We start from the raw sequence: 13853 nt of genomic DNA, 5'->3' as shown, positions 1-13853 counted from the left end.
AAGGGGGACGAAAGTGATCAAGTCCGAACTGGTGCAGATCGTTGCAGCCCGCAACCCGCATCTTTATCATCGTGACGTCGAGAATATCGTCAACGCGGTTCTCGATGAGATAACCGACGCGCTCGCGGCCGGCAATCGCGTCGAGTTGCGCGGCTTCGGCGCCTTCTCGGTGAAGAACCGCCCGTCCCGCTCCGGCCGCAACCCGCGTACCGGCGATACCGTTTTCGTCGAGGAGAAGTGGGTTCCCTTCTTCAAGACCGGCAAGGAGCTGCGTGAGCGCCTCAACCCGGGACAGGCCGACGAAGAGGATTGATCCTCTCCCTGATGCAGCCTGCGGCAAGCCCGCACTTGAACTTGGCTCTCGGCCCACTATCCTGCTGACCAGATCAAAGCGCTGCGTCAAAGTCGACGGGCGTTGATATACGGAGGCCGAGCATGGCGAAGAAGATCACCAACCTTTTGATTTTTTTACCACTCGGAATCATTTTGATCATCTTCTGCGTCGCCAACAGGCAGGTGGTGACGCTCGCCTTCAACCCGTTTCGGCCGGACGACCAAGTCCTTTCCTTGTCAGCGCCGTTCTTCGTGTTTCTTTTCATCACGCTGATCATCGGCATGCTGGTCGGCTCGGCAGCCACCTGGCTCAATCAGGGCAAATACCGCAAGCGCGCGCGAACCGAAGCGAAAGCGGCCGTTCGCTGGCAGGCCGAGGCGGACCGCCACAAGACCCACGCCGAGGAAATTGCGGGCCATCTGCCGTCGAGGTGACGCGCACGCCAAGGGCGGACAGCGGGCCGAAATTCAGCTATGCAACCACTTGCAGCCATAGATCCGGCTTCATAGCTATATAAAATGTGACCCACTGCACATCTGCTAGGCACAGTCGTTTCGCGGCATACGAGCCCTGCCTTGCGAGGATGAGACCATGAATATCGACGAAATCCTGCGGTCAGTCGTGGCCGTTCGCTCCTCAATTCCTGATGATGCCTTTACGGCCGGCACACTCGGCACGCGCCGGGAGGGAAGTGGCGTCGTCATCAAGCCATCCGGACTGGTCCTCACCATCGGCTACCTGATCACCGAGGCCGAGGAAGTCTGGCTGACCACGCTAGACGGGCGCGTTGTCGCGGCCCATCCTCTCGCCTACGATCAGGAGACCGGGTTCGGCCTGCTTCAAGCACTGGGTGACCTCGGCCTGCCGGCATTGGAATTCGGCGACGACATCGGCGCTAACCTCGGTGATCCCGTCGTACTGGCGGATGGAATCGGCCAGTTCGTGGAAGCCAGGATCGTGGCAAAGCAGGAATTCGCGGGTTATTGGGAATATCTGCTTGATGAGGCGATCTTCACCACGCCTGCGCATCCCTCCTGGGGAGGCGCGGCACTCATTAATGGCGACGGCAAGCTGCTTGGCATCGGGTCACTGCGGCTGCAGATGAGTCAGGGCGGCGACGCCGTCGATATCAACATGATCGTGCCGATCAATCTGCTTCCGCCAATTCTGGACGACCTGATGACCCAGGGCCGCGTCAACAAGCCACCGCGTCCATGGCTCGGCGCGTTCTCCGCAGAAAGCAACGGCGATGTGATCGTTATGAGCGTCGCCGACGGAAGTCCTGCGGACGAGGCCGGCCTGCGCCGAGGCGACATCATTTCCGAGATCCGCGACGGCGAGGTCGATGGACTTGCCGATTTCTATCGCAAGGTCTGGAGCAGCGGCCCAGCCGGCGCGGAAATCCCGATGCGGGTGGTGCGCAATGGACGCGAGGCGTGGCTGCGCATCAGGTCCGCCGATCGCAATGCTTTCCTGAAGAAGCCGCAGCTTCAATAGGCCTGCGCATCCCGGGCGGCTGGGTAGAAACTCATCTCTTCGTAGTCGCCTTCCGCCGATGAGCCGGATCCCGTGACGATGAACCCCTTGGATCGATAGAAGGCGTTCGCACGCTCATTCTTGACCAGGCATTTCAGCCGATACTTCCTGAGCGGCCAGTTCGGCAGCGTAGCGAGCAAGGCGGCGCCCGCCCCCTGCCCTTGCCAGGACTTGCTGATATAAAGCATGTGAATGAAATCGTCCGGCGGCCACAGGGTCATGAAGCCCGCGGTCTCACCGTTCGGCGCTTCTGCAATCCATAGGTCTTCGCCCTGTGTGTGGACGCTGAAATCCTCGTGGCGGAAGCTGGCCGGATCGACCCATGTGAATGTTTCGCGGCGGACGGCCAGATATATGTCGGCCAGCCTTTCCAACTCCGATTGAAGTGGCGATCTGATGGTCCACTTCACGGATGGTGACGTCGTCTGAATGGAGAAATCTGTCAATTCCGACCCTTATTCTGCGGCTTTGGCACTGACGGCGGCGTTGAAGCTGGAGAAGAACTGCTGCGCCAGCTTAGCGGAGGTTGAGTCGATCAACCGCGCGCCGAGTTGGGCAATCTTGCCACCAACCTGGGCCTTTGCTTCATACTGCAGGACCGTCTCCCCGCCCTCATCCTTCAATACGACATCAGCGCCGCCCTTGGCAAAGCCGGCAATACCGCCCTTACCTTCACCCGAGATCGTGTAACTTTCCGGCGCCTGAATGTTGGAGAGCAAGACCTCGCCGTTGAACGTCGCCGAAACCGGACCGATCTTGACCTTCACCACTGCCATGAGCTCCGTCGGGGACTTCATCTCCAGGTTCTGACACCCCGGAATGCACTGCTTCAATATCTCGGGATCATTGAGTGCCGCCCATACGACATCCCGGGGTGCGGCAATCCGTTCTTCGCCGGTCAAGTCCATCCGAAAATCCTCCCCTTTTCGATGTGGCTCAATTTATCACAGCCCGAAAGCGCTTTGCCAAGATGAAACGGAATGCTATTTGCACGGGCTCTATCGAATTGAAGCACGCGGAAGATTACGTTGAGACAAAAAGAACGCCGGCCAGGCCAGAAACCCGCCGCCGGCCCCTCCGGCGGACGCCGCGCCGACGATCGAGGCCCGCGCCCGGCAAAGCCCGCAGCGAAGCCGGCGCCGGCCCGTGAAAGGGTGCGCGAACCTGCCTCCGTGCCTACGGCAATCGACCGGCCGCTGATGGTGCGGACTGGCGAGCGTCCGGCTGAACGCGTGCCCGTCATCCTTGAATCCCTTGGCGCAGGCGACTTCCATCTGATCGACAGCGGCAACGGCGAGAAGCTGGAGCAATACGGCCCCTACCGGATCGTGCGCCCGGAGGGCCAGGCGCTCTGGCAACCGTCCTTGCCAAAGCAAACCTGGGAAAAGGTCGATGCCGTCTTCACCGGCGATACGGACGAGGAAGGCACCGGGCGCTGGCGCTTTCCCAAGGAAGCGCTCGGCGAGACCTGGCCGCTCAATCTGCTCGGCGTGGATTTCCTCGGCCGCTTCACCTCTTTCCGCCACGTCGGCGTCTTTCCCGAGCAGATCGCCCACTGGACCTGGATGAAGCAACAGGTCGAGGCCGCCAAGCGGCCATTGAAGGTTCTGAACCTCTTTGGCTACACCGGTGTTGCCTCCCTGGTTGCCGCCGCTGCCGGCGCCGAGGTTACGCATGTCGATGCTTCCAAGAAGGCGATCGGCTGGGCGCGCGAAAACCAGGCGATGAGCCGGCTGGAGAAGGCGCCGATCCGCTGGATCTGCGAAGACGCGATGAAATTCATCCTGCGGGAAGAACGCCGCGGCAACACCTACGACATCATCCTCACTGATCCGCCGAGTTTCGGCCGCGGCCCGAACGGCGAGGTTTGGCATCTTTTCGCGCACCTGCCGCTGATGCTCGATATCTGCCGTGAAATCCTGTCTCCGAAGGCGGTTGGACTTGTGTTGACGGCCTATTCGATCCGGGCCAGCTTCTATTCGATCCATGAACTGATGCGCGAGACCATGCGCGGGGCCGGCGGTGTCGTCGAATCCGGCGAGCTCGTCCTTCGCGAGGCCGGGCTGGACGGCAAGGCGCCGGGCCGCGCACTCTCCACCTCACTCTTCTCCCGTTGGTACCCAAATGAGCCATGAACACAGGGGCCACGGCCCGCATAAGGTCGGGCACGTGAAAGAGGTTACCTCGCTCGCCAATCCGATCATCAAGGACATTAAGGCGCTCAGCGACAAGAAGACCCGCGAGCAGAGCGGCACCTTCATGGCCGAAGGCTTGAAGCTGGTCATCGACGCGATCGAACTCGGCTGGACGATCCGCACGCTTGTCTATGCCAAAGCGGCCAAGGGCAAGCCGCTGGTCGAGCAGATGGCGGCAAAGACGGTCGCCTCCGGTGGGCTGGTGCTCGAGGTCAGCGAGAAGGTGATTTCCTCGATCACCCGTCGCGACAATCCGCAGATGGTGGTCGGCATCTTCGAAAGCCGCTGGAAGCCATTGCGCGAGATCCACCCAAGGCCGGGTGAAACCTGGATCGCCCTCGATCGCGTGCGCGATCCCGGCAACCTCGGCACGATCATCCGCACAGCCGACGCTGCCGGCGCCTCTGGCGTCATCCTTGTCGGCGAGACGACCGATCCCTTCTCGCTCGAAACGGTGCGCGCCACCATGGGCTCGGTGTTTGCCGTTCCCGTTGCACGCGCCACGGCGGAAGAATTCATTGCCTGGAAGAAGCACGCTGGAGCTTCCGTCGTTGCTACGCATCTGGCAGGGTCAGTTGACTACCGTACCATCGACTACAAGAAGAAGCCGGTGGTGATCCTGATGGGCAACGAGCAGTCCGGGCTGCCCGAGCATCTTGCCAAGGAAGCCGATGCGCTTGCCCGCATTCCGCAGCAGGGCCGTGCCGACTCGCTCAATCTTGCCGTCGCCAGCGCCGTCATGCTGTTCGAGGCGCGCCGCCACCTCCTCTCACTCGACGAGGCCAAATGACCGAACAGACGCTAGAACGACCGACGCTGCTTGCCCGGCCGCTGCCAATCCTGATCTTCATCGTCATCGCCGTTGCACTCGACCAGATCGTCAAGATCGTTGTCGACCACACCCTACCACTGCAGGAGCCGGTGCATCTTTTCCCGATGCTGGCGCTTTACCGAACCTACAATCTCGGCGTCGCCTTCTCGATGCTCTCGGGCATGGACGGCTGGTTCATCGTCGGCATGCGCCTCATCATCGTCGCTTTCGTCATCTGGCTCTGGCACCGCACCAACAAGCAGCGCACCTTCGCTCACCTCGGCTACGCGCTGATCATCGCCGGCGCGCTCGGGAACCTGATCGATCGCTTCCTCTACGGGCATGTGATCGACTACATCCTGTTTCACACCGAGACATGGTCGTTCGCCGTCTTCAACTTGGCCGACAGTTTTATCACGATCGGCGCGGGATGCGTGATTCTGGACGAGCTGATACAACCTAAAAACGCAGACCGTTAAAATCTTAGCGGTTTGCTGAAGGCATTTGGAACCGCCGCCATGCTATTCCGGCGGGCATGCAAGGTCTCGGTCAATTGCACGACAGACTTGCCGCCGCGTTCGGGCGGCATACCGCTCATCGCCACGGTGAGCGGGACTCGGATATTGTTGCCTATCAAGCCGAGTTCGTTTCACCGCAATTCCAACGCAGCCGCGTCGGCCGCAAGCTTCTATCCTGGTGGTTGGGCGGTCTCGGCCTTGTTGGCGGCTTTCTCCTTGTTGTCGTGGCGCAGGCGGGCGGCCCTCTGCTGCCATCGGTGGGGCTCGGCGTTGCCGCGCTGTCCTTCGTTGTCCTGCTCGCGATGCTCGCAACCACCAGACAACGCCCGTTGCGGAAACACCTCACCGGCGTTTCATCCGCATGGAGCCAGAGGGCGGCTCTCTTTGCGGAGATCCACGACGCGCTTGGCGACATTACCGTCACACGGAACATGGATCGGCGCATCGTTGGCGCCAACGAGGCATTTCGTCGGCTGACCGGCAGGCTCAATCCAGAGGGACTGACGTGTGAGGAGATTGGCATCGCCTTTCGACCGGGCTCGGCACCGCATCGCTTCGAGGTGGAGATCTCGACGCCGGAAGGCCAACGCATCTTTTTCTGGCGTGACGTCGTTACCCGCGACCCCGCCGACGGACGGCTCCTGCTGCAGAGCATCGCTCGCGATATCACCGACGAACGGCTGACCGCACAAGCCCGCGAGGAGGCCCGGCAGAAGGCCGAGTACAACAGCGCAGCCAAATCACGCCTGCTTGCCACGGTCAGCCATGAAATCCGCACTCCGCTGTCCGGCATCCTCGGCATGACGCATCTGCTGACCGAGACACGGCTGACGCAGGAACAGCAGAACTATCTGACGGGCATCCGCCAATCCGGCTATGCGCTGACGCAGCTGGTCGAGGACCTCCTAGACTTCTCGACCATCGAGGTCGGTCGTTTCCAATTGCGCCCCCGCGCAGAATCGCTGCGCAAACTCCTTGAAAGCGTCGTCGAAATGCTGGCCCACCGCGCCCATGAAAAGGGCATCGAGATTGGGACAACGGTATCCTCCGACCTTCCAGACATGATGAGCTTCGATCCGGCGCGCCTGCGTCAGGTCCTGTTCAACGTGATCGGCAACGCCGTGAAATTCACGCAGGCGGGCGGCGTTTTCGTCCAGGCATCGCTGCAGGCGAACAACGTGCTGATCAGTGTCACCGACACCGGCCCCGGCATGACCGAGGAAGAACAAAACCGCATCTTCGGCGAATTCGAGCAGGGCGGAACGCTGGTCGAGAAGAGCGCCGGGACAGGGCTTGGTCTCTCCATCTCCGCCCGCATCATGCGCGAATTTGGCGGCACACTTACGGTGACGAGCGAAAAGGGAGCCGGTAGCGAGTTCAGCATCCGCTTTCCGATCGCCATTCCGGAGGAACGCCGTAGTCGCCACAAGGCCGTGCTTGCAGGCAGCGTCGTGCTGCTGCTGGCACCGGCCGGTTCGGCGCGCAAAGCGATATCGGAGACGATCGCAACGCTCGGCGGCGATTGCCACCTGGTCACCGACGGTGCGAGCGCCCATGACATGTTGCTCGCCATGGCTGCGGGCGACCGCAGGCCAACCGACATCATCGTCGACCACCGGATGTCGACGGAGTTCGCCGAGCACCTTGCCGACCGTGGCGAAATCGCGGCACTGGGACTGCGCAAAATCTTCCTGGTCAACCCCGAGGAGCGCAACGCCCATCCGCTCGACCTATTCGACGCGTGGCTGATACGGCCGCTGCGCGAGCAATCGCTGATCGACGTGCTGCGTGGACGGATGCGCGGCATGGAGAAGCGCGATGCGTTGAACGATAACCAGCCCGGTTTCAGCGTTGCCATTCCGGAAGCGGGAATCCAGAGTGGGCTGCGTATCCTGCTGGCGGAAGACGACCCGATCAACGCGATGCTCATTCGCGCCATGCTCGAAAAAGCCGGTCATACCGTCGAGCACGTCGAGCACTTCGAGACGCTGCTCGACGCCGCGCTGTCGGAGGGAAGCGTGCGCCCTGACATTGTCATCAGCGACCTTTCCATGCCAGGAGGCGACGGCATCGACATGCTTGGCCGGCTACGCGGGCACGAACGCCGGCTCGATCTTCCGCCTGTTCCGATCCTCGTGCTCACCGCCGACAAGCGCGATGAATCCCGTAGACAAGTCTTGCTGAATGGTGCAAACCGCGTCATGGTAAAGCCGGTTGACCCGATAAGGTTGCTGACGGAAGTCCAAGCTGTTGCTGCGCTTTCGGCCCGCCGCGCGGAAGCGCGGTAGCCATCAAATAACCGGCACGCTTCTTGCGTATGGCGGCTATATGATGTCACTTTCCTGTCGCATATAAGTGTTTTATGGCGTGTCAAAAGCCGGCAACGGGAGAATCGCCATGTCAGCAGACGCCCTCAACTGTGACGCTGTCGCCGAGACCCCCCGGCCATCGACCACGCTTGCGCTAAAGGAAGGCGACGTTCTCGGCCGCATCGGCAATCTCGAAACTCGCCTTGCCCGAACGGCCAGCGAGATCGATGCCGCCCAGGCCGTCCGCTTCCGCGTCTTCGTCGAAGAAATGGGGGCACAGCTTTCGCCGGAGGCCATGCGCCGCAAGCGCGATTTCGATTCCTACGACACGTTCTGCGATCATTTGCTCGTGCTCGACCGCTCGATCGAGGGTGACAGCGAGGACCAGATCGTCGGCACCTATCGCCTGCTGCGACAGGAAGTCGCCATGGCGAACGGCGGCTTTTACTCGGCTTCGGAATTCGCCATCGACGAGCTGCTTGCTCGCCATCCGGACAAACGGTTCATGGAACTCGGCCGCTCCTGTGTGCTGCCCGACTACCGCACCAAGCGCACGGTCGAGCTTCTGTGGCAGGGCAACTGGGCCTATGCGCTAAAGCATGGCATGGGCGCCATGTTCGGTTGCGCCTCCTTCCCGGGCATCCACCCGGAAAGCCATGCGCTGGCACTGTCCTTCCTGCATCACAACGTCGCCGCGAAGGATGAGTGGGCCGTCGCCGCTCTTCCGCACCTTGCGCGCGACATGGATCTGATGCCGGCCGAAGCCGTCAACCCGAAGCGGGCGCTGATGGCACTGCCGCCGTTGATCAAGGGTTACCTGCGCCTCGGCGCCATGGTCGGTTCGACCGCCGTGGTCGACAAGGCCTTCAATACGACGGATGTCCTGATCGTGTTGCCGATCGCCAGCATTTCCGATCGCTACCTGAACTACTACGGCGCCGACGCCGGTCGTTTCGCGAGCTGACTTTCAAGCAGATGGAAGACGGAGCGGGAGGATGCCTCCCGCTCCGTTTTTATTTCACGATCCAGCCGTATAGGCGGCGATCGCCGCCATGTTGACGATGTCGGAATCCTTTGCGCCCATCGAAGTGATCTGAACGGCCTTGTCGAGGCCGACGAGGATCGGGCCGATGACAGTCGAACCGCCAAGCTCCTGCAGCATCTTCGTGGAGATCGAGGCTGAGTGAAAGGCCGGCATGACGAGCACGTTGGCCGGGCCGGACAGGCGGCAGAACGGATACTGCTCCATGACCTTGCGGTTCAGCGCCACGTCGGCCGCCATCTCGCCGTCATACTCGAAATCGAGGCGGCGCTTGTCGAGGATTTTCACCGCCTCGCGCACACGCTCGGAGCGTTCGCCCGACGGATGACCGAAGGTCGAATAGGCAAGCATGGCGACGCGCGGCTGATAGCCCATGCGGCGCGCAAAGCCTGCGGCCTCGACAGCGATATCGGCGAGCTCCTCGGCGTTCGGCATATCGTGAACCGCTGTATCGGCGACGAACACCGTCCGGCCGCGGCACAGCGCGATCGATACGCCGATGACCCGATGGCCGGGTTTCATGTCGATGCAGCGGCGCACATCTTCCAGGGCCGTCGAATAGTTGCGGGTGATACCAGTAACCATCCCATCGGCGTCACCAAGCGCCACCATGCAAGCGGCGAAGTGGTTGCGATCCTGATGGATCAGACGCTGTGCGTCACGATGCAGGTAGCCTTTGCGCTGCAGGCGCGCATAGAGGTAGTCGATATAAGTTTCGACGCGGGTGGAGATACGTGCGTTGACGATTTCCAGCCCCGGCCGATTGAGGTCGATGCCGGCGCGCTCGGCGGTCTGGTGGATCAGGTCTTCGCGGCCGAGCAGGATCGCCGTGCCGAGCTCCTGGTTTGCGTAGGACATTGCCGCACGCATGACCTGCTCTTCTTCGGCCTCGGCAAAAACCACCCGCTTTGGACGGCGGCGAACGCGTTCGTAGAGGCTCGCCAGCGTCGAGGCGATGGGATCGCGGCGGCCGGAAAGTTCGCGGGCATAGGCCGCCATATCTGTAATCGGCTTGCGCGCTACGCCGCTGTCAATCGCTGCCTGTGCCACGGCAACCGGGATCGCCGAGATCAGGCGCGGATCGAACGGCACCGGAATGATGTATTGCGCACCAAAGCGCGGGCGGTTGCCCTGATAAGCGGCAACAACATCGTCAGGAACGTCCTCGCGGGCGAGATTTGCCAGCGCCTCAACAGCAGCGATCTTCATGGCGTCGTTGATGGTGGTCGCACGGACGTCCAGCGCGCCACGGAAGATRTASGGRAARCMSAGSACGTTGTTGACCTGGTTCGGATAATCGGAGCGACCCGTTGCCATGATGGCGTCGTCGCGGATGCGGGTAACCTCTTCGGGCGTAATTTCCGGATCGGGATTGGCCATCGCAAAGATGATCGGGCGATCAGCCATGGAGCGGATCATGCTCTCGGAGAACGCGCCCTTCTGCGAGAGGCCAAAAACCACGTCCGCGCCCTTCATCGCCTCCTCGAGCGTGCGCGCCTTGGTCTTGACCGCATGCGCCGACTTCCACTGGTTCATGCCCTCGGTGCGGCCCTGGTAGATAACGCCCTTGGTGTCGCAAAGGACGATATTCTCGGGCGCGAAGCCCATGGCCTTGATGAGCTCAACGCAGGCGATGGCTGCTGCACCCGCGCCATTGCAGACGAGTTTCGTCGTTTTCAGGTCGCGACCGGTCAGTTCCAGCGCATTGATGAGACCAGCGGCAGCAATGATCGCCGTGCCGTGCTGGTCATCATGGAAAACCGGGATGTCCATCAGTTCGCGCAGACGCTGCTCGATGATGAAACAGTCGGGCGCCTTGATGTCTTCGAGATTGATGCCGCCGAACGAGGGACCGAGGAAGCGGACGCAGTTGATGAACTCATCGACGTTTTCGGTATCGACTTCGAGATCGATGGAGTCGACGTCGGCAAAGCGCTTGAATAGCACCGACTTGCCTTCCATAACAGGCTTGGAGGCCAGTGCACCGAGATTGCCGAGACCGAGAATTGCGGTACCATTCGAGATGACCGCGACCATGTTGCCGCGCGTCGTATAATCATAGGCGGTGGCGGGATCGGCGGCGATTGCCTTCACCGGAACGGCAACGCCAGGCGAATAGGCGAGCGACAGATCGCGCTGGGTCGCCATAGGCTTCGTGGCGTTGATCTCCAGCTTTCCGGGCCGCCCCATGGCGTGGAACTCAAGAGCCTCGTTGTCGGTCACTGATGTAACCGGCCGCTGCTTCTTCTCGGTGTCGGGCATTTTTCCTCCAACGTCTTGTGGGTGACGCCTTGCTCTTCCTCAATCGCGGTTGTCATCTATAGCGGCGGGCGGCTAGGGTTGGCACCTCTTTTTTGGAAAAAATGCATCTCCGTGAACGAACGAATAGACACTGGAATAGAAGCCTTTTCGGCTGCCGAGCTGGCCACGGAAGAAAGCCGCGCCTCGGCAACGCCGATGATGGAGCAATTCATCGAGATCAAGGCCAACAACCCTGACTCGTTGCTGTTCTATCGCATGGGCGATTTCTACGAGCTGTTCTTCGAGGATGCTCTGGAAGCCTCCCGTGCACTGGGCATCACGCTGACCAAGCGCGGCCAGCACATGGGGCGGGACATTCCTATGTGCGGCGTGCCTGTTCATGCGGCCGACGACTACCTGCAGAAGCTGATCGCCCTCGGTTTCCGGGTTGCCGTCTGCGAGCAGGTCGAGGACCCGGCCGAAGCCAAGAAGCGCGGATCCAAGTCCGTCGTGAAACGCGACGTTATCCGCCTGGTGACGCCGGGCACAATTACCGAGGAAAAGCTGCTTTCGCCGTCGGAATCGAACTATCTGATGGCACTTACCCGGATTCGCGGCAGCGCCGAGCCGGTATTGGCGCTGGCTTGGATCGACATCTCGACCGGAATCTTCCGCCTGGCCGAGACCGAAAGCTCGCGGCTGCTTGCCGATATCCTGCGGATCGATCCGCGTGAACTGATCGTGCCCGATACGATCTTTCACGATGCCGAGCTGAAACCTGTTTTCGACGTACTCGGCCGCACCGCCGTTCCGCAACCATCCGTGCTCTTCGACAGCGCCACCGCCGAGGGGCGGATCGCGCGCTATTTCAATGTCTCTACGCTTGATGGGTTCGGCACCTTTTCGCGCGCCGAGCTTGCCGCCGCCTCTGCAGCCGTCGCCTATGTCGAGAAGACACAGATCGCCGAACGGCCGCCGCTCGGCCGGCCGGAGCGCGAAAGCGGCGCGTCAACGCTGTTCATCGATCCCGCCACCCGTGCCAATCTCGAACTTGCCCGCACGCTTTCAGGCGATCGCAACGGCTCGTTGCTGAAGGCGATCGACCGTACCGTGACGGGCGGCGGGGCACGCTTGCTGGCCGAACGGCTGATGTCGCCGTTGACCGATCCCATCCGGATCAATGAGCGGCTGGATTCGATCGGTTTCCTGATGGAGGAGCCTTCGCTTTGCGGCGACCTGCGCCACCATCTCAAGCATGTTCCCGATATGCCGCGCGCGCTTTCGCGTCTTGCACTCGACCGTGGCGGGCCGCGTGACCTTGCCGCCATCCGTCAGGGCCTGAGTGCTGCGGGCGATGTCGCCCGGCTGCTGTCGGAAGCACTGCTGCCGGAAGAGCTGAAGCTCGCGCTTTCGCGCCTCGAGGCCCTCCCGGCCGGCCTCGCAACGCTGCTTTCCGAAACACTGGGCGACGAGCTGCCGCTGCTGAAGCGCGACGGCGGCTTCTTGCGGGACGGCGCCAACACCGAACTGGACGAGGTCAGGGCGCTGCGCGATCAATCGCGCCGGGTGATTGCCGGCCTGCAGCTGCAATATGCCGAGGAAACCGGCATCAAATCGCTGAAGATCAAGCACAACAATATCCTCGGCTACTTCATCGAAGTTACTGCCGGCAATGCCGGGCCGATGACAGATACGCCGGAGGCCAAGGGTCGCTTCATCCACCGCCAGACGATGGCGAACGCGATGCGCTTCACCACCACCGGGCTTGCCGATCTGGAAAGCCGGATCGCCAACGCCGCCGACAAGGCGCTTGCTATCGAACTGGCGGCATTCGACCACATGACCTCGGCCGTCGTCGCCGAAGCGGAAGCAATCAAGGCAGGCGCTCGCGCGCTCGCCGTTATCGACGTTGCCGCCGGCCTTGCGCTGCTTGCAGACGAGCAGGCCTATTGCCGGCCGCTGGTCGACGGCTCGAAGATGTTTGCGATCGAAGGCGGACGCCACCCTGTCGTCGAACAGGCGCTGCGGCGGCAATCATCTGGCCCGTTCGTTGCCAACAACTGCGATCTCTCTCCCGTCTCCGGCGGAAAGGATGGCGCGATCTGGCTGCTGACCGGCCCGAACATGGGCGGTAAGTCGACCTTCCTGCGTCAGAATGCACTGATCGCGATCCTCGCGCAGATGGGGTCCTTCGTGCCGGCGACGTCAGCCCATATCGGCATCGTCGATCGGCTGTTCTCGCGCGTCGGCGCTTCCGACGATCTTGCGCGCGGCCGATCGACCTTCATGGTCGAAATGGTCGAAACGGCGGCGATCCTCAATCAGGCGACCGACCGGTCCCTTGTCATTCTCGACGAGATCGGCCGTGGTACGGCTACCTTCGACGGCCTTTCCATCGCCTGGGCCGCCGTCGAACATCTGCACGAAGGGAACCGCTGCCGCGGCCTCTTCGCCACCCACTTCCACGAACTGACGGTGCTGTCGGAAAAGCTTGCACGGTTATCGAACGCGACGATGCGCGTGAAGGAATGGGACGGCGACGTGATTTTCCTGCACGAGGTCGGCCCAGGTGCTGCCGACCGCTCCTACGGCATCCAGGTTGCCCGGCTTGCCGGCCTGCCGGCCTCGGTGGTGGCGCGTGCCCGCGACGTGCTGACACGCCTCGAGGACGCCGACCGCAAGAACCCGGCGAGCCAGCTCATCGATGACCTGCCTCTGTTCCAGGTGGCGGTTCGGCGCGAGGATGCCAGCCGTGGCCCATCGAAGGTGGAAGAAGCGCTAAAGGCCATGAGCCTCGACGACATGACCCCGCGCGAGGCGATGGGCGCGCTCTACGACCTCAAGAAGAAGCTGAAGCAGGGCTAGCC

At 61.9% G+C, this 13853-nt stretch carries 12 protein-coding genes; 9 read left to right on the top strand and 3 right to left on the bottom strand.

Annotated features, from left to right (window positions below):
* Positions 1 to 13 precede the first annotated feature (13 nt).
* The 3 genes from AC1DPR_RS04935 (at position 14) to AC1DPR_RS04925 (ending at position 1831) form a co-directional block, all read left to right on the top strand.
* Positions 14 to 313, top strand: a complete 300-nt coding sequence (locus AC1DPR_RS04935) for an integration host factor subunit beta (RefSeq protein WP_003544934.1) — start codon at positions 14 to 16, stop codon at positions 311 to 313.
* Between the two features lie 122 nt (positions 314 to 435).
* Positions 436 to 768 carry a hypothetical protein gene (locus tag AC1DPR_RS04930; protein ID WP_018857731.1) on the top strand — a complete coding sequence of 111 codons (333 nt, stop codon included), beginning with the start codon at positions 436 to 438 and terminating at the stop codon, positions 766 to 768.
* Positions 769 to 925: 157 nt separating this feature from the next.
* Complete coding sequence (locus tag AC1DPR_RS04925; protein ID WP_018857732.1) at positions 926 to 1831, top strand: S1C family serine protease; 906 nt, start codon at positions 926 to 928, stop codon at positions 1829 to 1831.
* On the opposite strand, the gene AC1DPR_RS04920 is transcribed toward AC1DPR_RS04925, so the two are convergent.
* Together AC1DPR_RS04920 and AC1DPR_RS04915 are read right to left on the bottom strand one after the other, a co-directional pair.
* The gene (locus AC1DPR_RS04920) at positions 1825 to 2280 is read right to left on the bottom strand and encodes a GNAT family N-acetyltransferase (RefSeq protein WP_025658727.1); all 456 of its coding nucleotides are present in this window, start codon (positions 2278 to 2280) and stop codon (positions 1825 to 1827) included. The two genes, AC1DPR_RS04925 and AC1DPR_RS04920, sit on opposite strands and share 7 nt — an antisense overlap.
* Positions 2281 to 2325: 45 nt before the next feature.
* Complete coding sequence (locus AC1DPR_RS04915; RefSeq protein WP_018857734.1) at positions 2326 to 2778, bottom strand: SRPBCC family protein; 453 nt, start codon at positions 2776 to 2778, stop codon at positions 2326 to 2328.
* A gap of 120 nt (positions 2779 to 2898) precedes the next feature.
* On the opposite strand from AC1DPR_RS04915, the gene AC1DPR_RS04910 reads away from it, so the two are divergent.
* From AC1DPR_RS04910 to olsB, 5 genes are all read left to right on the top strand, one after another.
* Positions 2899 to 4005: a class I SAM-dependent methyltransferase gene (locus AC1DPR_RS04910; protein ID WP_025658725.1), complete on the top strand. Its 1107-nt coding sequence runs from the start codon at positions 2899 to 2901 to the stop codon at positions 4003 to 4005.
* The gene (locus tag AC1DPR_RS04905; protein ID WP_026371839.1) at positions 3995 to 4855 is read left to right on the top strand and encodes a TrmH family RNA methyltransferase; all 861 of its coding nucleotides are present in this window, start codon (positions 3995 to 3997) and stop codon (positions 4853 to 4855) included. The genes AC1DPR_RS04910 and AC1DPR_RS04905 overlap by 11 nt, the downstream gene beginning before the upstream one ends.
* A complete protein-coding gene (lspA, locus tag AC1DPR_RS04900) occupies positions 4852 to 5355 on the top strand; it encodes a signal peptidase II (protein ID WP_029867569.1) in 504 nt (167 codons plus the stop codon). Before AC1DPR_RS04905 ends, lspA begins: the two co-directional genes overlap by 4 nt.
* A 56-nt stretch (positions 5356 to 5411) precedes the next feature.
* Positions 5412 to 7682: a hybrid sensor histidine kinase/response regulator gene (locus tag AC1DPR_RS04895; protein ID WP_477815814.1), complete on the top strand. Its 2271-nt coding sequence runs from the start codon at positions 5412 to 5414 to the stop codon at positions 7680 to 7682.
* Between the two features lie 109 nt (positions 7683 to 7791).
* A complete protein-coding gene (gene olsB / locus AC1DPR_RS04890) occupies positions 7792 to 8667 on the top strand; it encodes a l-ornithine N(alpha)-acyltransferase (RefSeq protein ID WP_018857739.1) in 876 nt (291 codons plus the stop codon).
* Between the two features lie 54 nt (positions 8668 to 8721).
* Here olsB and AC1DPR_RS04885 read toward each other — a convergent pair whose 3' ends face one another.
* Complete coding sequence (locus AC1DPR_RS04885; RefSeq protein WP_477815813.1) at positions 8722 to 11007, bottom strand: NADP-dependent malic enzyme; 2286 nt, start codon at positions 11005 to 11007, stop codon at positions 8722 to 8724.
* A gap of 111 nt (positions 11008 to 11118) precedes the next feature.
* Here AC1DPR_RS04885 and mutS point away from each other — a divergent pair, with 111 nt between their 5' ends.
* A complete protein-coding gene (mutS, locus tag AC1DPR_RS04880) occupies positions 11119 to 13851 on the top strand; it encodes a DNA mismatch repair protein MutS (protein WP_169679226.1) in 2733 nt (910 codons plus the stop codon).
* Positions 13852 to 13853 lie beyond the last annotated feature (2 nt).

The organism is Rhizobium sp. 01T417 (assembly GCF_056398905.1).
This window is presented reverse-complemented; position numbering and strand designations above follow the sequence as displayed.